The sequence below is a fragment of the Capillimicrobium parvum genome, assembly GCF_021172045.1.
GTDB lineage: Bacteria > Actinomycetota > Thermoleophilia > Solirubrobacterales > Solirubrobacteraceae > Capillimicrobium > Capillimicrobium parvum.
Map to the genome: position 1 here is coordinate 4,373,456 of NZ_CP087164.1, position 18,991 is coordinate 4,392,446.

An 18,991-nucleotide genomic window follows, 5' to 3' on the forward strand; every position below is an offset into this window, starting at 1 on the left:
GAGTCAGTCGACGCCGAGCGCCTCGGCGGCGCGCTCGCGCGCGTCCTCGTCGGCGGCGCCGGGGCTCGCGCCCATCGTGATGCGCGGGCGTCCCGCGGGCCGGCCGTGGTTGGCCAGCGCGAGGTCGAGCGCGGCCACGGGGACGCCGGCGGCGTCGGCCAGGTCGCCCGCGCGGCGATCGAGCAGCAGCGGATCGCCGATGCCGAAGACGCGCTTGGCCGCGAGGCTCGCGTCGTCGCGGTCGCCGGCGTGCAGCGAGTCGGCCTCGACGTCGGCCAGCCCGAGCCGGCCGAGGACCGCCAGGCCGTCGTAGCGCGAGCGGCCGATGCCGGAGACCGTCCCGAGCCGCTCGTACAGACGCGCGAAGCGCCGGGAGGGCGTCCATGCGGCGTCGCCGTCGATCGCCGCGGCAGGCGAGCCCTGGCGCTCGAGCCAGGCGCGCAGCGCCGCGACCCCGCGGGCCGCGGCGGCGGGATCGGAGAACGGGGAGCGGGGCCCGGCCGCGATCGTCTCGGCAGCGGGGACGGCGCCCCCGGCCCAGGGCACGACCGCCTCGCGCAACGCGGCGAACGGGTCGCCCGCCTCGTCGAGCGGCCCGATCAGCGTGACCTGCAGCGCGAGCCAGATGCCCTCGTCGCGATCGGGCGCGCTGCCCGCCTCGGCGTAGAGGCCGGGCGGCGCAACGGCCAGCTCGGCGAGGCGGCCGGTGGCGGAGCCGATCTCATCGGCCAGCGCCTGGGCGTCGGCGGTCGCCCTCAGGCCCGGGACGAGCGGCGACGAGTAGCCGTCCTCCGCGGCGCGGGCGAGATGGCGCACGCGCATCCCACCCGAGGAGCGTCCCGACGACGATCGGCCGGCCGGCGCCCCGCTGCGGCGCGTCCCGCTCGGCGCCGGCTTCGCCGCCCGCCGCCGCGGAGCCTCCGGCTCCCGGCAGATCGGACAGTTCTGGATGAAGCGGTTGTGGCGGCAGAAGCTCGGCAACTCCTCGATGCTAGTGGTGCGAGACGGGCCACCTGGCCGCGCCGCGGCGCTACGCCGCCCCGCGATCGTCGCCGCTCGACTCCGGGATGCGGACCCACATCGCCGCCCGCAGCAGCGGGTCGGAGATCGGGACCTCCGGCACGGGCGCCGCGCGCTCGGCGAACCGTTCGCGCAGGCGCCGGCCCACGCCGGGCCGCCGCTCGGGGCGCTCGTCGCGCGCCCACCGGGCGGCGGCGAGCAGCGGATCGGGATCATGGCCGCGGGGCAGGCCGCGCAGCGGCTCCAGGGCGAGGCCGAGCTCGTGGGCCGCGGCGTCGACGAGCCGGGCGCTGCGCTGTGTGGCGGCGTCCCAGCAGGCGGCGAGCACCTCGCGGTCCGTGCCGGGGGCGCGCCGGGCACGCACGCGGCGCGGGGTGCGGCCCGCGGGCGGCCGGGGCCGCTCGCCCGGCCGGACCACCCGCAGCTCGGACGGCCCGCCGACGATCGCCGCCACGGTCACCTGCGGCCGGCGCGCGCGCCGGGGCGGCGGGGGCAACACGCCCCAGGTCGCCGCCCGGAGCACCTCGTCGGCCTCGATCGCGTCGCGCCCGTGGCCCCGGCGCGGCGGCATGCGGCGGCGGTCGCCGCGGCGCAGCTCGGGGATCCGGTCGAGGAGCAGGCCGGCCAGCAGCCAGGCCCCGGCCACGCACAGCGCGACGGTCGTCAGCGCCGGCGCCCAGTGGTCCTGGACGAGGCACATGTTGCGCCCCTCGCCCGGCGCCGGGCAGCCCGCGCCGCTGAGGTCGATCGGCAGGGCGAGGACCAGGCCGAGGCCGAGCCCGGCCAGCAGGAACGCCAGGTGCGGTGGGCGACGCGACGAGAACATCCCGCCAGCCATCGGCATTCCGCCAGAGGACTTGACCGATGGCCGTCCGACGTGGACGATCGGCGGCCGATCGACCCCCGTCAGATGCCGAGGTAGTCGCGCACGATGCGGTACCCGGGGCGGGCCGTCCCGTCGAGGTTCGTCAGGCCCGCGTCGAACCGCGCGCGCGACGTCGAACCGGTCCACTGGAAGATGTAGAGGCGCTTGATCCGCGAGTTCGAGTTGGCGATCTTGAACATGAGCCGCAGCGCCGTGGCCGCCCGCAGCTGCCCGCGCCGCCCGCCGGGGAAGTTGCTGCCGAACCTCACGATGCCGCCCGTCTCGGTCAGCCAGACGCTCCCGCGCGTCGCCCGCAGGAACTGGCGCGTGCGGGTCGTCGAGTTGCGGTTCGTGTCGGAGTAGTTGTGCAGGCCCCAGACCTTCGGCGCGGGGCGGGCGAGCTGCTGGAACCGCTCGAGATAGCGCAGCGACGGCGCCATGTTGATGCCGTCGAGCAGGTCCAGGCCGGTCACCGTACAGCGCGTGCAGGCCTTGCGCAGGGCGGCGTAGTAGTTCGCCGCCTGCCGCGGGTTCGGGCTCTTGAACAGCCCCTGCACGTTGCCGCGGTTGGCCTCGTTCCACGGCTGGTACTCGCGCACCGTCGGGAACGCCCGGATGAACTTGCGCACCGCCAGGGAATAGGCGCGCGTGCTCGGCATGCGCTCGGGATGCATGCGCGAGTGGTAGAAGGCGACGAGGACCTTCGCCCCGGTGGACTGCGCCGCCCGGATGAAGGCGTCGGCGTTGCGGGCGTCGACCCCGCTGTTCATCGCGTCGTACGGCGCGATGTAGCGGACGACGGGGATGTTCAGCTCGACGAAGAGCGGGTTGGCGAACATCGCGGGCTGCTGGTCGCCGACACCCACGAGGGCGTCGGCGCGGCTCGCCGCGGGGGCCGCGAGCGCGATCGACAGGGCGGCCGCGAGCGCGGCGAGGACGCGGGGGCGCATGCGCGCGAGCCTAGACGCTGTCGCCGCCGAGTTGGCCCAGCCCGCCGCCGAAGAGCCTCGTACAGAAGTCCACTGCACGCTCCACGTCGGGGGGGTCGTGCTCGAGCATGCGCACGCCGATCTCGAACGTCGCCCCCACCATCGCCGACGCCATCATCCGCGCGTCGTGCTCGGGCACGAGGCCCGCGTCGACCGCCGCCTGCAGGTCGTCGGCCAGCAGGTCGATGCCGGCGCCGATCGCCGGCTCGTCGAACATCGCCCGCACCGTGCCGGCGTTGCGGCGGACCAGCTCGAACGTCGCGCGGTCGGCGAGCAGCAGCTCGAAGTACGCGCGGAAGCCCAGGGCGAGGAACTCCTCGAGCGTGGCGCCGCTGCGGCGGGCGCGGTGGGTGCGCGCGGCCGCCTCGCGGGCGGTCTCGTCGACGAGGGCGCGGAAGACGGCCTCCTTGTCGGGGAAGTAGTTGTAGAAGGTGCCGCTGGCGAGCTCGGTGCGACGAACGATGTCGCGCACCGTCGTGGCGCCGTAGCCGAGCTCGACGAACGCGCCGCGCGCGGCGTCCAGGATCGCCGCGCGGTTGGCCTGCTTCGTGCGCTCGCGCTTGCCCGACGCGACGGCGCCGCTCATCCCGCGGCCGCTCCCGAGACGGCGCGGGCGGGGACCGGCAGCGGGAACCCGCGCGCCCGCGCCCGTTCGGCTCCCGCGCGCCGCTCGCGATCCAGGTCGCGCAGGTACTCCTCGAAGTCCACCTGGATCGTGTGGCGCTTGGAGCTCACGTACCGGCGCCCCATCGCGTCGACGTCCCGGCGGATGTCCGCGCGCACCTCGGCCCGAGCCGGCAGGTCGTACTCGCCGCGCAGGTGGTCGGCGATCCACTCGCCCTGCGCCGCCGCCAGCGGCATGATCGCGCCGAGCGGCTGCAGCAGCCCGACGAAGAACACGTCGTCGAGGTCGGGATGGAACACGCGGCGGAACAGCTCGATCCGGTTGTCGGGCGCGCAGATGAGGTCCTCGTCGAAGAACGGGAACGTGATCTTGTAGCCGGTGCAGTACACGACGACGTCCGCGTGGACGGAGGTGCCGTCGGTGAAGACGACGCGGTCGCCGTCGAGGCGCGCGATGTTCGGCTTCGGCACGACGGTCCCGTGACCGATGCGGTCGAGGATGCGGCCCGAGACGGTCGGGTGCGCCGCGCCGAAGCGGTGGTCGGGCTTCGGCAGCCCGTAGCGCTCGGGCGGCCCGGTCTGCGCGACCAGGATCTTCTCCATGATCGCCCGACGGATGGCGAACGGGATGCGGGGATCGTTGGGCAACTGGTCGATGGGCCGGCCGAACGCGTACTTCGGCACGATCCACGCGCCGCGCCGCGCCGCCAGGTACGTGGAGCGGGCGACGTAGCTCGACTCGACCGCGATGTCCATCGCGCTGTTGCCCATCCCGAGCACCACGACGTCCTTGTCGCGCAGGACCTCCTCGTCGCGGTAGAAGTGCGCGTGCATCTGGGTCCCCGCGAAGACGTCCGAGCCGGGGAAGGCGGGCTCGGGCCAGCGCGGGTCCCAGTGGTGGCCGTTGGCGACGAGCAGCGCGTCGAAGCGCTCGACGGCGCCGTCGTCGAGCGTCAGCGTCCAGCCGCCGCCAACGCCGCGCTCGGCCCGCTCCACCGTCGTGCGAAAGCGGATGCGGTCGCGGAAGCCGAAGTGGTCGACGTACGCGTCGAAGTACTCGGCGATGTGCGTGTGGTGCGGGTAGTCCGGATACGACTTCGGCATCGGGAAGTCGCGGAACTCCATGCGCTCGCGCGAGGTGTTGATGTGCAGGCCGCGGTACGCCGACGACATCCCGTTGCTGTTCCCGAACACCCAGTTGCCGCCGACGCGGTCGGACGCCTCGAACACGGTCACGTCGAGGCCGTGGGCGTTCAGCGCCTTGGCGGCGGCGATGCCCGATGAGCCCGCGCCGATGATGGCGCAGCGCGGCAGGCTTGAGGTCATGCGGTGGTGGGCTCCGATCAAAGTTGACGCCCCCGTCACGCTAGCCGGATGGCCGCCCGCCGTCAAACGTACGCTCGCGTGCATTGGGACAGTAGGGTCCGCGGACCATGCCCCGCTCCATCACCGTGGCGGGTGCCGTGCTCGGGTCCGTGCTTGCGTTCGCCGTGAGCGCATCGGCCAAGGACTACGCCGGCACCGCGCTGAACATCATCCCCTCGGGCCAGTACGGCGGCGTGCCGGTCCCCGCGGGGGCCGACGAGCAGGCCAGGATGTACGACGGCCTGACCCCGCTCTTCGACCAGGTCGCGCCCGACGACCTGACGAAGTACTTCAAGTCCGAGCACTTCGGCGCGAACGACTCCTGTCCGTGCCGCAACGAGCCGGTCCCGCGCCGCGGCGTGAAGATCGTGCGCGACCGCTTCGACGTCCCGCACATCACCGGCCGCAACCGCCTCGACCTCGACTGGGCGGCCGGCTGGGTGCTCATCGAGGACCGCGGGCTGCTCGTGGCGCAGGGCCGCTACCCGGCCCGTTTCGCCGCGCTCGACGCGCCCGGCATCGACGCGTTCTCGCTCGTCACCGGTCTCAAGTCGGTGACGGTCACCAAACAGGCCGACCGCATCATCACCCGCCAGCAGACGCGGGCGCTGCTGCGCCACGGTCGCGAGGGGCGGGCGCTGCTGCGCGACATCGACATGTACATCAAGGGCGCCAACGCGCGCCTGCGCTTCGAGAAGAGCTCGCAGGCGCCGATCACGCGCGCCGACATCTACTCGGTCAACGCGCTCGCCGGCCAGATCTTCGGACAGGGCGGCGGCGACGAGACGCGCCGCTCGATGCTGCTGAGCGGGCTGCAGGGGCGGCTCGGCGCCGAGCAGGGCAAGACCGTCTGGAGCGACCTCACCGACCACATGGACGAGGACACGCCGACGACGATCTCGCAGCGCTTCCCGTACGAGGAGGTGCCGGCGAACGCGACCGGCAACGCCATCGTCGACAACGGCTCGATGACGCCCGCCGGCACCCGTGCGGTGGCCAACGCGGCGCGCACGCACCGCAACATGTCGAACTTCCTGATGGTGTCGGGCCGCCGGTCGACGAACGGGCATCCGCTGTTCGTCGCCGGCCCGCAGATCGGCTACTTCTACCCCGGCCTCACGCTCGAGATGGACCTCAAGGCGCCGGGGATCGAGGCGCGCGGCGCGGCGATGCCCGCCGGCGCGGGCAACCTGCTCATCGGCCGCGGCCCGGACTTCGCGTGGACGCTGACGTCGGCGGGCTCCGACACGAACGACCAGTTCGTCGAGACCCTCTGCGGCGGGTCGGACACGAAGTACCTCTACAAGGGCAGGTGCCGCCGGATGGGCTTCGTCGACGCGGGCACGATCGCCGGGCAGGGTCGCGTCCAGTACCACACGACGGTCCACGGGCCGGTGCTGGGGTATGCGACCGTGGGCGGCCGGAAGGTGGCGATCTCCTTCAAGCGCTCCAGCCACGGCAAGGACGTCCTCTGGCAGCTGATGTTCAAGCGGATGACCGACGGCAAGGTCAGCGGCCTGAAGTCGTTCTACGCGGCCGCCGCGACGTCGCCGTTCACGTTCAACGTCGGCTACGCCGACGACCGCAACATCGCGACGTACTCGGCGGGCGCGCTGCCGCTGCGCGACAAGCGCGTCGATCCGCGGCTGCCCACGATCGGCACCGGCCAGTACGAGTGGAAGGGCTGGCTCAAGCCGCTCGCCCACCCGCATGAGGCCAACCCCGCGTCGGGCGTGCTGAACAACTGGAACAACAAGCCGGCGCCGGGCTTCGGGTCGTCGGACTCGGAGTGGACATACGGCTCGATCCAGCGCGTCCAGATGCTCAACGCGAACATCGCCAAGCGCCAGTCGCACGACCTCGCGTCGGTGACGGGCGCGATGAACGCCGCGGCGACGCAGGACATCCGCGTCGCGGGGAGCGTCATGGACGGCATCGCGGGCGTCCTGCAGACGGGCCCGGCGCCGAGCGCGCGGTCCCAGCAGATGCTCGATCTGCTGCTCGCGTGGCGGGCGCAGGGCGCGAGCCGCGTCGACCGCGAGGCCGACGGCTCGATCGACGCGGGCGCGTCGGCGACCATCATGGACACCGTGTATCCGAAGGTCGCCGACGCGGTGCTGGCGCCGGTGCTCGGTCCGCAGCTCGGCCAGCTGTCCGAGCTGGAGGGCGTGACGAACTCGACCCGCAGCGGGTTCACGGGCGGGCGGATCAACTACGTCGACAAGGACCTGCGCTCGCTGCTGGGCGTGCCGTTCAAGTCGCCCTTCGCCACGAAGTTCTGCGGGGCGGGCGACCTGGCCGCGTGCCGGGCGTCGCTGTGGCAGGCGTTCGAGGACGCCGGCAACGAGCTCGCCGCGCAGCAGGGCACGGACGACCCGTCGAAGTGGACGTCGAACGCGGACGCCGAGCGCATCAAGTTCGCGCCGGGCCTGCTGACGACGACGATCCGCTACACGAACCGGCCGAGCGGCATCCAGCAGGTGCTGTCGTTCACCGGGCACCGCGCGAAGCGCAGGTAGTCCGGTTGGTGGGGCGGTCGCCGGCGGCGGCCGCCCCATCTACCATGGCCCGGCGATGGCGACCCCAGAGCATCGTCCCGACCTGCGCGCGTCCGACGCCGACCGCGAGGCCGTGGCCAACCAGCTGCGCACCGCCTCGGAGGACGGCCGCCTCGACGTCGACGAGCTCGACGACCGCCTCGCCAAGGTCTACGCCGCCAAGACGTACGGGGAGCTCGAGCCGCTGACGGCGGATCTCGCGCCGGACCCGCCGCCGCCGCCGTCCGCGCTGGCGAACTGGCGGGTGCGCTGGGGCTCGTGGGCCGCGACGTCGGTCCTGCTGGTCGGGATCTGGGCGATCGTCTCCGTCACCTCCGGCGACCTCACGTTCTTCTGGCCGATCTTCCCCATCGGCTTCTGGGCGCTGGGCAACATCGCCGCGATGATCAGCGGCGACGACGGCACGCAATCGGAACGTTCCGAGGGTCACACGTAACGTCTGACCTGCCACGCTGGTCGGCATGGCAGGCGATTGGCGAATAGCTTCGCCGCAGGCGAAGCTAATCGCCACGCGCGCGCCGGATGCGGTCATCGCGCGCGTTGCGGCAGCCCAGTTCGGCGTGATCACGCGGGCGCAGATGCGGACCGCCGGACTGGCGAACGCCTCGATCGCCGCGCGGGCCGCCGATGGTCGGCTCCACCGGCTGCATCGCGGGGTGTACGCCGTCGCCCACACCGCGCTCACGCCGAACGCGCGCCGGCTGGCGGCCGTGCTGGCCTGCGGGGACGGGGCGCGCCTCTGCTTCCGCTCGGCCGCCGACCTGTGGGGCGTGCTCGGCGACGGTCGCCGCGTCTTCGACGTCAGCGTCGCCGGCTCGCGCGGGCGGGCGCTCCCCGGCATCCGCGTCCACCGTCTGGCGCTCGACCCGGTCGACGTCACCGAGCTCCACGGCATCCCGGTGACCAGCCTCGCCCGCACGTACCTCGACCTCGCCGCGACGGTCCGCCCCGCCCTGCTCACGAGCGCGCTGGAGCGCGGCGAGGAGCTGCGGCTCTTCGATCTGCGCGCGGTCGACGACGTGCTGGCCCGGCACGAACGCCGGCCGGGGGCGCGGGCGCTGGCGGCCGCGGTCGCGGCGCTCCGCCCGGAGACCGAGTTCACCCGCTCCAGGCTCGAGCGGTTCGCCGTCGCGCTCGTCAAGCGCCACGGCCTCCCGCACCCCGCCGTGAACGCGTGGGTGCACGGCGGCGAGCGCGATCTCGCCTGGCCGGACCAACGCGTGGTCGTCGAGGTCGACACCTACACGCACCACGGCTCGCAGATCGCGTTCCACCGCGACCGGGCCCGCGACGCGGACCTCACCGCCGCGGGCTACCGCGTCGTCCGCTTCACCGGCCGCCAGCTCGAGGACGAACCCGCCCGGTGCGCGGAGATCGTCAAGGCGGTCCTCGCCGCCTGAACCGGGCTCAGCGCTCCTCGGCGGCGAGCAGGCCGCCCTGCGCGTGCAGCGGCGGGCCCTCGGGACCCTCGTCGGCCGGCTCGACGTTGCCCGCGTGGATCGGCTCGCGCACGGTGGCCGGCGAGGTGATCTGGGCGAGGTAGCGGTCGACCATCCGCGCGCACTGGCGGCCCTCGTTGATCGCCCACACGATGAGCGACTGCCCGCGCCGGGCGTCGCCCGCGACGAACACGTCGGGCTCGCTCGTGATGTAGGCGGGCGCCTTGACGTTGCCGCGCTGGTCCTTGGCCACGCCGATGTGGTCGAGCAGCGGCTGCTCGGGATGCAGGAAGCCCATCGCCAGCAGCACGAGGTCGGCGTCCCACTCGCCCTCGGTGCCCGGGATCGGCGCGAAGTTCTCGGCCTGGGCGAAGTGCACCTTCGTCACGCGCCCCCGACCACCGGCTTCGCCGGCGGTGCCGGTCCCGCTGAAGTGCGTCGTCGCGACCGCGTAGTCCTGCTCGGCGGTCTGCAGCGCCTCGCCCTCGGCGATCGCGTACGACCTGCGGTACTTCAGCGGCCACAGCGGCCACGGCGTCTGGTCGTCGGGCCGGCGGTCCGGGGGGCGGTCGAGGATCTCGATCTGCGTCACGGACTTCGCGCCCTCGCGCAGGGAGTTGCCGACGCAGTCCGCGCCCGTGTCGCCGCCGCCGATGACGATGACGTGCTTGTCGCGCGCGGTGATCGGCGCGATCAGCTCCGGGTCGACGGAGCCGAGCGGCTCGGGCTGGGTGGGATCGGTCGACGCGACCCAGCGATTGCGGCCGTAGAGGTAGTCCATCGCGAAGTGGACGCCGTCGAGCTCGCGGCCCGGGATCGGCAGGTCGCGCGGCACGCGCGACCCGGTGGCGAGCACGATGGCGTCGAAGTCGGCGCGCAGCTCGTCGATGGTGACGTCGACGCCCACGTCGACGCCCACCCGCAGCTCCACGCCCTCGCCGGTGAGCTGGCCGACGCGGCGCTCGACCACGCGCTTGTCGATCTTGAAGTCCGGCACGCCGAAGCGCACGAGGCCGCCGATGGACTCGTCGCGCTCGAACAGCACGACGCGGTGGCCGGCCCGGCGCAGCTGCTGCGCGGCCGCCATGCCCGCCGGGCCCGAGCCGACGACCGCGACGCTGCGGCCGGTCTCGACCTTCGGCGGCTGCGGCACGACCCAGCCCTCGTCCCACGCACGGTTGATGATCGCCGCCTCGATCTGCTTGATCGTCACGGCGTCGCCCTCGTTGATCTCGAGGACGCACGCGGCCTCGCACGGTGCCGGACACAGCCGGCCCGTGAAGTCCGGGAAGTTGTTCGTCGCGTGCAGCTGACGGATCGCGTCCTGCCAGCGGTCGCGGTAGACGAGGTCGTTCCAGTCCGGGATCAGGTTGCCCAGCGGGCAGCCGTTGTGGCAGAACGGCACGCCGCACTCCATGCAGCGCGCGCCCTGGTCGCGCAGCTCGGCGTCCGGCCGCTGCAGCACGAACTCCCGATAGTCGGCGACCCGCTGGTCGGCGGGCCGCTCGATCGCCCCGTGGCGGGAGATCTTCAAGAAGGCGCCCAGCTCACCCATCGGCCGGCACCTCCTCTTCGATCACGAACCCCTCGCCCGCCGTCGACATCGCCGCCTCCTCCACCGCGAGCTGCTCGAGCACGCGCCGGTAGTCGGCCGGGAAGACCTTCACGAACTTCGGCAGCAGCTCCTCGAAGGTGTCGAGCACCCGCCGGCCCACGGGCGAGCCGGTGCGCTCGACGTGCTCGGCGACGAGGTCGCGCAGCTCGATGGCGTCGGCCTCGTCGAGCGTCGTGAGATCCGCCAGAGCGGCCGGGTTGCAGCGCGACGCGAACGTGCCGTCCTCGTCGAGCACGAACGCCAGCCCGCCGCTCATGCCGGCCGCGAAGTTGCGCCCGGTCCGGCCCAGCACGACGACGCGCCCGCCGGTCATGTACTCGCAGCCGTGGTCGCCGACGCCCTCGACGACCGCGCGGGCCCCCGAGTTGCGCACGCCGAAGCGCTCGCCGGCCAGGCCGCGGAAGAACGCGCGCCCGCTGGTCGCGCCGTACAGGACGGTGTTGCCGATGATCACGTTCTCCTCGGCGGGATACCCGGCGCCGTCCGGCGGCCGCACCGCCAGCACGCCGCCCGACAGCCCCTTGCCGGTGTAGTCGTTCGCGTCGCCCTCGAGCGTGAAGGCGATGCCCGGGGCCAGCCAGCCGCCGAACGACTGCCCGGCCGAGCCCGTGAACCGGACCTCGATCGCGTCGTCGGCGAGGCCGTCGGCGCCGTGGCGCGCGGCGATGTGCGACGACAGGATGCCGCCGACGCAGCGATTGACGTTGCGGATGCCGTACTCGAGCGCGACCCGGGCGCCGTCCTCGATGGCCGTCTGCGCATCGCGGACCAGCTCCCAGTCCAGCGCGTCGTCGAGCACCGGCTCCGGCGCGCGCACGCGCCGGCGCGGGGCGTCCTCGGGGAGCTCCGGCATCAGCAGCAGCGCGCCCAGGTCGATGCCGCGTGCCTTCCAGTGCTCGATCGCCGCGTCGGGCGCGAGCAGGTCCGTGCGGCCGATCAGCTCGTCCATCGTGCGCACGCCGAGCGAGGCCATGATCTCCCGCAGCTCCTCGGCCACGAAGAAGAAGTAGTTGATGACGTGCTCCGGCTGGCCCTTGAAGCGCTTGACGAGCTCCGGGTCCTGCGTCGCGATGCCGACCGGACACGTGTTCAGGTGGCAGGCGCGCATCATGATGCAGCCGGTCGCGATGAGCGGCGCGGTCGAGAAGCCGAACTCGTCGGCCCCCAGCATCGCGGCGATCGCCACGTCGCGGCCGGTCTTCAGCTGGCCGTCGGTCTGGACGGTGATGCGCGAGCGCAGGTCGTTGGCCAGCAGCGTCTGCTGGGTCTCGGCCAGCCCGATCTCCCACGGCACGCCGGCCGCGACGATCGAGCTCAGCGGCGACGCGCCGGTGCCGCCGTCGTGGCCGGCGATCAGCACGTGGTCGGCGTTGGCCTTGGCGACGCCCGCGGCGACGGTGCCGACGCCCACCTCGGCCACCAGCTTCACCGACACCGACGCGCTCGGGTTCGAGCAGCGCAGGTCGTAGATGAGCTGCTTGAGGTCCTCGATCGAGTAGATGTCGTGGTGCGGCGGCGGCGAGATCAGGCCCACGCCCGGCGTCGAGTGGCGGATGCCGCCGATGTACTTGTCGACCTTGTGGCCCGGCAGCTGGCCGCCCTCGCCCGGCTTGGCGCCCTGGGCCATCTTGATCTGCAGCTGGTCGGCGTTGACGAGGTAGTGGATCGTCACGCCGAAGCGGCCGGAGGCGACCTGCTTGATCGCCGAGCGCCGGTCGTCGGTGAAGCGCACCGGGTCCTCGCCGCCCTCGCCCGTGTTCGAGCGGCCGCCGAGGTGGTTCATCGCCTTCGCCAGCGTCTCGTGCGCCTCGCGCGAGATCGAGCCGAGCGACATCGCGCCGGTGGCGAACCGCTTGACGATCTCCTTGGCGGGCTCGACCTCGTCGAGCGCGATCGCCTCGACGTCGTCGTCGCGGAACGTCATGAGGCCGCGCAGCGTCGCCTTGCGGGTCGCGTCCTCGTTGACCATCCGGGCGAACTCGCGGTACTTGTCCGGGCCGTTGCCATTCTGGGAGCGGACGGCATGCTGGACGAGCGCGATCGTCTCCGGGTTCCACATGTGGTGCTCGCCGTCGCGGCGCCACGCGTAGACGCCCCCGACGGGCAGCACCTCGCCGTCGGTCAGCGGGTAGGCGAGGGCGTGGCGGTCGAGCGCCTCGCGCGCGAGCACCCCCACTCCGATGCCGCCGATCCGCGAGGCGGTCCCCGTGAAGTGGCGGTCGATGAGCTCCTTCTCGAGGCCGACCGCCTCGAAGATCTGCGCCCCGCAGTAGGACTGGATCGTCGAGATGCCCATCTTCGAGATGGTCTTCAGGAGGCCCTTGCCGATCGCCTTGACGACGTTGCGCTCGGCGGTGTCGACGTCGTCGACACCGGGGATCCGGCCCTGGGTCACCATCTCGTCCACGGTGTCGAACAGGAGGTACGGGTTGATCGCCCCGCAGCCGTAGCCGATCAGCGTGGCCATGTGGTGGACCTCGCGCGGCTCGCCGGACTCGAGCACGAGCGAGCACTGCAGGCGGTTGCCCGCGCGCACGAGGTGGTGATGGACCGCGGCGACCGCGAGCAGCGACGGGATGGGCACGCGCTCGGCGCCCATGCGGCGGTCCGACAGGATCAGCACGTTGACGCCCTGGCCGAGCGCGATGTAGCACTCGTCGCAGATCTCGGCCAGCCGCGCGGCCAGGCCGTCCGGGCCCTGCTCGGCCGGCCACGTGATGTCGACCGTGTGCGTGGCGAAGATGTCGTGGCCGGCCTGCTTGAGCTTCTCGAGCTCGAGGTTGCGCAGGATCGGCTGCTTCATCGTCAGTTGGTGCGCGTGCGTCGGCGCGATCTCGAGCAGGTTGCCCTCCGGACCGATCGCGGTGTGGAGGCTCATGACGACCTCCTCGCGGATCGGGTCGATCGGCGGGTTCGTCACCTGCGCGAAGAGCTGCTTGAAGTAGGAGAACAGCGGCGGGCGCTGGTCGGAGAGGACCGCGAGCGCGCTGTCGTTGCCCATCGAGCCGATCGGCTCGGCCCCCTGCGCGGCCATCGGCGCGATCAGGACGCGCAGGTCCTCCTGCGTGTAGCCGAACGCCAGCTGGCGCTTGTAGGTCGGCGCCACGCCGGTCATCGTCACGTGGGCGTCGGGCAGGTCGTCGAAGTGGACCTGATGCTCGGCGATCCACTCGCGATACGGCGCGGAGGTCGAGATGTCGCGCTTGACCTCCTCGTCCTCGACGATGCGGTGCTGCTCGAGGTCGACGAGGAAGAGCTTGCCGGGCTGCAGCCGGCCGAGGCGCTTGACGCGCTCCGGCTCGATGCCGAGCAGGCCGGCCTCGGAGCCGAGCACGACCCAGCCGTCGTGGGTCTCGACCCAGCGACCGGGACGCAGGCCGTTGCGGTCCAGCGTCGCGCCGATGAGGCGGCCGTCGGTGAAGGCCACCGCGGCCGGCCCGTCCCACGGCTCCATGAACGTGCCGTGGAACTCGTAGAAGGCCTTGAGCTCGTCGGTGAGGTCGTCGCGGTCGCGGAACGCCTCCGGGATCATCATCATCGCCGCGTGGGGCAGCGACCGCCCGCCGAGCATGAGCAGCTCGAGGACGTTGTCGAACGTCGCCGAGTCCGACCCGCCCGGGCGCACGACCGGCAGCACCTTCGGCAGGTCGCCGCCGAAGAGCCGGCTCGCGAGCTGGCTCTCGCGCGCCCGCATCCAGTTGACGTTGCCCATCAGCGTGTTGATCTCGCCGTTGTGGGCGATCACGCGGTACGGGTGGGCGAGCTCCCAGCTCGGGAAGGTGTTCGTGGAGAAGCGCGAGTGCACGAGGCCCATCGCGCTCTCCATCCGCTCGTCGCGCAGGTCCGGGTAGAAGCCCGGCACCTGGTAGGAGATCAGCATCCCCTTGTAGACGATCGTCCGCGACGAGAACGACGGGACGTAGAAGTCCGGGCCCGCCGCGAGCTCGCACACGCGGCGGATGACGTAGAGCTTGCGCTCGAAGGCGTCCTGGTCGTCGGTGTAACCGTCGCCGGCGCCGACGAAGAACTGGCGGATGGCCGGGCGCGACGCATTGGCGGTGCTGCCGACATGCGCCTCGTCGATCGGCACGTCGCGCCAGCCGAGCGCGCGCTGGCCCTCGACGCGCGCGTTGAGCTCGAGCATCTGCTCGAGCTTCTCCCGGCGGGCGTCGTCGCGCGGCATGAAGCACATCGCCACGCCGTACTGCCCGGCCGGCGGCAGCTCGAAGTCGACCACCCCGCGGAAGAAGCGGTCCGGCATCTGCAGCAGGATCCCCGCGCCGTCGCCCGTGTGCTTGTCGGCGCCGGCAGCGCCGCGATGCTCCAGGTTCTCGAGCGCTGTGAGGGCCTTCTCGATGACCTCGTGGCTGGCGACGTTGTCGAGTCGGGCCACCAGCGCGACGCCGCAGGCGTCGTGCTCGTAGCGGGGGTCGTACAGCCCGTGGGCCGTGGGCGGCTTGATGCGGTGGGTCATATGGAAGCGCTCCGGCGGCAGAGAGCAGCTCAGGCGGAGCAGAAAGCGTAGACGATTGTCGGCGCCTCGCCCAACGCCGCGACCCGGTACGGTCCCGTCTGTCGCCCGACAACCGCGTGTGAAGCGTGGCACTCCCGGGCACCACCCACCCCAAGCGCATGGCCGACGTCCAGCTCACCCTGCCCGCCCGCGCCGAGAACGTCGCGGTGGTGCGGCATGCCCTCGGCGGCCTCGGCGAGGCGCTCGAACTCGATCCACAGATCCTGTCGGACGTGAAGCTCGCCGTGACCGAGGCCTGCACGAACGTCGTCGTGCACGCGTACGGCGAAGCGGACGGGCCGATGGAGGTCGCCGCCAGCGTCGACGGGCCGGTCCTGCGGGTGACCGTGCGCGACGAGGGCATCGGCATCCTGCCGCGTCCCGACTCCCCCGGCCTGGGGCTCGGCCTGCCGCTGATCGCGACGCTGACGGAGTCCCTCGAGTTGGGGCGCGCGACCGACGACCGGACGGAGGTCGCGATGGTGTTCCGGCTCGAGCGCGACGGCGGGCGCGCATGAGCAACGGCGCGATCGTGCGCGTGGTCCGAGGACCGCTGGTGGCTCCGGTCCTGTCGCGGGTGGTCGGCATGCTGGCTGCCCGTGCCCAGTGCCCCGTCGACCGGCTCGACGACGCGCTGCTCGTCGCCGACGCGATCGCGGCACACGCGCCAGGGCATTCGCGCAACGACCACGTCACCGTGCAGCTGGTCTCCGGGGACGACGGGCTCGAGCTGCGCGTCCTGCACCTCGACGCCGACGGCGGCAACGGCCTGCTGGCCGACGCCGCGCTGCCCGGCGTGGGCAACGTGCTCGAGCGCATCGCCGACGACGTCAGCGTGGAGGACGACTCACTCGTCGTACGGCTGAGCTTCGCCTGAGGCCGAGGCGCGGTGGTACGCCGCGAGACTCCGCCGTCGGGCGACCTGCCACAATGATCCGCCGATGCCACCCGAATTTGCACTGACCGAGGACGCCCTGGACGCCGAGCGCCATGTGGTGGCCGTGCGCGGAGAGATCGATCTCTTCACCGCGCCTGAGCTCAAGCAGAAGCTGACCGACGCCATCGAAGGCGGCAAGACACGGATCGTCGTCGACCTGTCCGACACGACGTTCCTCGACTCGACCGCCCTGGGCGTGCTGATCGGCGCCGTCAAGCGGCTGCGGTCGCGCGACGGAGCGCTCGTCATCGTCAACGTCGATCAGAACATCGCCAAGACGTTCGAGATCACCGGCCTCGACCAGATCTTCACGATCCTGCCCGAGCGGCAGGCGGCGATCTCGGCGCTCGACGCCGAGCACACCTCCAGCTGACGCCGACCGTCGGTGCGCCGGGGGCGGCCTACACGACCTCCTCGGCCGGCACGATCGCGCGGCCTTCGTGGCCCTCGATGAGGTCGATGACCGCCTCCTCGACCGGGCCCTGGATCGCCGTGTCGTCCGGGTCGTCGGCCAGCTGATCGACGACCCCGCCGATCGTCAGCCCGTCCTGGTAGCGATCGAAGACGCGCGGGTCGATGTAGCTGCTGCGCGCCACCGCCGGTGTGTTGCCGAGGTAGTGGGCGACCTCCTTGACCGCCCGCGTGACGACCCGCTTGCGTGCCGTCTTCGTCTGCGCCGCCCGGCCGGAGACCGCGACCGCCACCGCCGCGAGCACGGTCGCGCCCCACGTCCGGAAGTCCTTGGCCGAGAAGTCCGCGCCGGTGGCCTCCTTGAGGTAGCCGTTGATGTCGGCCGACCTGACGTCCACCCAGCCGCCGTCGCGCTTGTAGGCCAGCAGCTCCTCGCCCCCCGACCGACGGCGCTTCAGCGCCGCGACGACCACCGCCACCTCCGGGTCGATCACCGCCTGCACGCGCCGCTTGCCGTGCTTGGCCGGATAGTCGAAGACGATCGTCTCCCCCGACAGGGACACGTGGTCCTTGCGCATCGTCGCCAGCCCGTAGGTCTCGTTCGTGACCGCATAGTCCTCGGAGCCGATGCGGAAGAACCCGCGGTCCAGCAGCCGCACCGCGCAGGCCAGCACGCGCTCGAGGCCGAAGTCGTCGCGGTCTTCGAGGTCGCGTTGCACCCGCTCGCGCATCCGCGGCAGCGCCCGCGCGAAGTCGAGCATCTCGTCGAACTTCTCCTGGTCGCGGCGCTCGCGCCAGCGCGGGTGGTACAGGTACTGCTTGCGGCCCGCGGCGTCGACGCCCGTCGCCTGGATGTGGCCGCCGGGATACGGGCAGATCCACACGTCCTGCCAGGCCGGCGGGATCGCCAGCTCGGCGATCCGCGTCAGGACCTCCTCGTCGGTGACGACCTGCCCATCGGGGTCGAGATACTGAAAGCCCTTGCCGCGACCGCGGCGCCGCAGTCCGGGGACGGTGATGTCGGAGCGCCGCAGGCGGATGCGAGGCGGCTTGGTGGTCGTCACGGCCATAAGCCGTGACGGTTACCCCTTGGCGGCGCTCTTCTGACGTGAAGCGGCGGGCGACTTGCGCTTCGGCGCGTCCTTCTTGTCGGCCCCGCGCACCGCGTCCAGCGACGCCTGCAGCGCGCTCATGAGATCGGGCACCTCGGTCGGCGCCGCCTCCGGCGCCTCCTGGACGGCGATCTCCTCGCCGGCCGCCTTGCGCTCGATCAGGGCCAGCACCTGCTCGCGGTACTCGTCCTTGTACTTGCCGGGTTCGAACGGCCCGGCGAGCGAGTCGACGAGCTGCTTGGCGATCGAGAGCTCCTTGTCCGTCGTCTTGACGTCGTCGGGATCGGGCAGCTCGTCGATGCGCGTCGGGTCGGCGACCTCGTCGGCGAACAGCATGGTCGACATCTCGAGCACGTCCCCGGCGGGGCGGATCGCGACCAGGCTCTCCTTCGAGCGGATCACGACCCGGGCGATCGCCACCTTGTTCGTCTCGCGCATCGCGTCGAGCAGCAGGCGGTACGGCTTCGCCCCGCCCGGCCCGGGCGCGAGGTAGTACGGGTGGTCGTAGAAGATCGGGTCGATCTCGGACTGGTCGACGAAGTCCTCGATGTCGATCGTCCGCGTCTTCTCCGGCTCGAGCGCGTCGAGCTCCTCGTTCGTGATGACGACGTAGCTGTCGGGTGCGACGGCGAAGCCCTTGACGATGCGCTCGTAGGGCACCTCCTCGCCCGTGCGCGGGTTGATCCGCTTCTGGGCGATGCGGCCGTTGTCGCTCGAGTCGAGCTGGTTGAAGCTGACCGTCTTGCGGTTGACGGCGCTGTAGAGGCGGACGGGCACGGTGACGAGCCCGAACGAGATGGCACCGGTCCAGATCGCGCGCGGCATGGGCCTGATGTCTACCCGATCGGGCCCGCGGCGCGCGCAGGACCGCTGTCAGGCGAGGTCAGCCGAGGATGGCGCTCTTCTCGAAGCGCGCGGGCCGAGCGGGCTCGCGGACGTCGTGGGCGCCCTCGGCGAACTCCTCGACCATCTTCGCGTTGAACGCCGGGAGGTCGTCCGGCCCGCGGCTCGTGACAAGGCCGTTGTCGACGACGACCTCCTCGTCGACCCACTCGGCGCCGGCGTTGCGCAGGTCGGTCTGCAGCGACGGCCACGACGTCATCGTGCGCCCGCGCACCGCACCCGCCTGGATGAGCGTCCACGGCGCGTGGCAGATCGCGGCGATCGGCTTGCCCGCGTTGACGAAGCCGTCGACGAGCTCGACGGCGTCCTGGTGCATCCGCAGCGTGTCGGGATTCGCCACGCCGCCGGGCAGCATCAGCCCGTCGTAGTCGTCCGCGCTCGCGTCCGACACCGGCTTGTCGACCGGGAACGTGTCCGCCTTGTCGAGGTGGTTGAACGCCTGGACCTCGCCGCCCTCGGGCGCGATCAGGTGGACCTCCGCGCCGGCGCCCTCGAGCGCGTTGCGCGGCTCGACGAGCTCGACCTGCTCGATGCCCTCGTTGGCGACGAGGATGGCGATCTTCCGGCCCTGCAGTTCGTTGGCCATGTCCGGCTCCTTCGTGATGGTTGGGAGTCGTCCCAGAGGGGACTACCTCCGAAG

General features: G+C 72.3%; 16 protein-coding genes. 6 read left to right on the plus strand and 10 right to left on the minus strand.

Translation table 11 applies throughout. The features are described 5' to 3' along the window. Window positions 1–3: 3 nt before the first annotated feature. The 5 genes from DSM104329_RS21270 to DSM104329_RS21290 form a co-directional block, all read right to left on the minus strand. Window positions 4–822 carry an ADDT family thymidine hypermodification transferase gene (locus tag DSM104329_RS21270; protein ID WP_259311859.1) on the minus strand — a complete coding sequence of 273 codons (819 nt, stop codon included), beginning with the start codon at window positions 820–822 and terminating at the stop codon, window positions 4–6. Between the two features lie 208 nt (window positions 823–1,030). Then, window positions 1,031–1,858, minus strand: coding sequence for a hypothetical protein (locus DSM104329_RS21275; RefSeq protein ID WP_259311860.1), 828 nt, complete (start codon window positions 1,856–1,858; stop codon window positions 1,031–1,033). A 68-nt stretch (window positions 1,859–1,926) separates the two neighbouring features. After that, window positions 1,927–2,835: a hypothetical protein gene (locus tag DSM104329_RS21280; protein WP_259311861.1), complete on the minus strand. Its 909-nt coding sequence runs from the start codon at window positions 2,833–2,835 to the stop codon at window positions 1,927–1,929. A 10-nt stretch (window positions 2,836–2,845) separates the two neighbouring features. After that, the gene (locus tag DSM104329_RS21285) at window positions 2,846–3,460 is read right to left on the minus strand and encodes a TetR/AcrR family transcriptional regulator (RefSeq protein ID WP_259311862.1); all 615 of its coding nucleotides are present in this window, start codon (window positions 3,458–3,460) and stop codon (window positions 2,846–2,848) included. Next, window positions 3,457–4,824, minus strand: a complete 1,368-nt coding sequence (locus DSM104329_RS21290; RefSeq protein WP_259311863.1) for a flavin-containing monooxygenase — start codon at window positions 4,822–4,824, stop codon at window positions 3,457–3,459. The genes DSM104329_RS21285 and DSM104329_RS21290 overlap by 4 nt, the downstream gene beginning before the upstream one ends. Window positions 4,825–4,931: 107 nt before the next feature. Here DSM104329_RS21290 and DSM104329_RS21295 point away from each other — a divergent pair, with 107 nt between their 5' ends. From DSM104329_RS21295 to DSM104329_RS21305, 3 genes are read left to right on the plus strand one after another with little or no spacing between them, the layout of a single operon-like run. After that, window positions 4,932–7,382, plus strand: coding sequence for a penicillin acylase family protein (locus tag DSM104329_RS21295; RefSeq protein ID WP_259311864.1), 2,451 nt, complete (start codon window positions 4,932–4,934; stop codon window positions 7,380–7,382). 55 nt (window positions 7,383–7,437) lie between these two features. Beyond that, window positions 7,438–7,857: a DUF1707 SHOCT-like domain-containing protein gene (locus tag DSM104329_RS21300; protein ID WP_259311865.1), complete on the plus strand. Its 420-nt coding sequence runs from the start codon at window positions 7,438–7,440 to the stop codon at window positions 7,855–7,857. A 25-nt stretch (window positions 7,858–7,882) separates the two neighbouring features. Beyond that, window positions 7,883–8,821 carry a type IV toxin-antitoxin system AbiEi family antitoxin domain-containing protein gene (locus DSM104329_RS21305; protein ID WP_259311866.1) on the plus strand — a complete coding sequence of 313 codons (939 nt, stop codon included), beginning with the start codon at window positions 7,883–7,885 and terminating at the stop codon, window positions 8,819–8,821. Window positions 8,822–8,828: 7 nt separating this feature from the next. Here the strand turns inward: DSM104329_RS21305 and DSM104329_RS21310 are convergent, their stop codons facing one another. Both DSM104329_RS21310 and gltB read right to left on the minus strand, forming a co-directional pair. Next, the gene (locus DSM104329_RS21310; RefSeq protein WP_259311867.1) at window positions 8,829–10,415 is read right to left on the minus strand and encodes a glutamate synthase subunit beta; all 1,587 of its coding nucleotides are present in this window, start codon (window positions 10,413–10,415) and stop codon (window positions 8,829–8,831) included. Beyond that, on the minus strand, window positions 10,408–14,949 hold the full coding sequence (gene gltB / locus DSM104329_RS21315) for a glutamate synthase large subunit (RefSeq protein ID WP_259311868.1): 4,542 nt from the start codon (window positions 14,947–14,949) through the stop codon (window positions 10,408–10,410). Before gltB ends, DSM104329_RS21310 begins: the two co-directional genes overlap by 8 nt. A gap of 158 nt (window positions 14,950–15,107) precedes the next feature. Here gltB and DSM104329_RS21320 point away from each other — a divergent pair, with 158 nt between their 5' ends. The 3 genes from DSM104329_RS21320 to DSM104329_RS21330 all read left to right on the plus strand — a co-directional run bounded on the left by DSM104329_RS21320 (window position 15,108) and on the right by DSM104329_RS21330 (window position 16,298). Beyond that, window positions 15,108–15,506 (plus strand): ATP-binding protein, encoded by a 399-nt coding sequence (locus DSM104329_RS21320; RefSeq protein WP_259311869.1) that lies wholly within the window; start codon window positions 15,108–15,110, stop codon window positions 15,504–15,506. Continuing rightward, on the plus strand, window positions 15,503–15,865 hold the full coding sequence (locus DSM104329_RS21325) for a hypothetical protein (RefSeq protein WP_259311870.1): 363 nt from the start codon (window positions 15,503–15,505) through the stop codon (window positions 15,863–15,865). The genes DSM104329_RS21320 and DSM104329_RS21325 overlap by 4 nt, the downstream gene beginning before the upstream one ends. Before the next feature lie 64 nt (window positions 15,866–15,929). Continuing rightward, on the plus strand, window positions 15,930–16,298 hold the full coding sequence (locus DSM104329_RS21330) for an STAS domain-containing protein (RefSeq protein ID WP_259311871.1): 369 nt from the start codon (window positions 15,930–15,932) through the stop codon (window positions 16,296–16,298). A gap of 28 nt (window positions 16,299–16,326) precedes the next feature. Here the strand turns inward: DSM104329_RS21330 and DSM104329_RS21335 are convergent, their stop codons facing one another. Genes DSM104329_RS21335 through DSM104329_RS21345 form a run of 3 tightly spaced genes read right to left on the minus strand, consistent with a single transcriptional unit; the run spans window position 16,327 to window position 18,937 of the window. Next, a complete protein-coding gene (locus DSM104329_RS21335) occupies window positions 16,327–17,406 on the minus strand; it encodes a DNA topoisomerase IB (RefSeq protein WP_259311872.1) in 1,080 nt (359 codons plus the stop codon). Window positions 17,407–17,418: 12 nt separating this feature from the next. Beyond that, entirely contained in the window at window positions 17,419–18,273 is an 855-nt protein-coding gene (gene ku / locus DSM104329_RS21340; protein WP_259311873.1) for a non-homologous end joining protein Ku, read from the minus strand. Window positions 18,274–18,331: 58 nt separating this feature from the next. After that, window positions 18,332–18,937: a type 1 glutamine amidotransferase domain-containing protein gene (locus DSM104329_RS21345; RefSeq protein ID WP_259311874.1), complete on the minus strand. Its 606-nt coding sequence runs from the start codon at window positions 18,935–18,937 to the stop codon at window positions 18,332–18,334. Window positions 18,938–18,991: the final 54 nt, after the last annotated feature.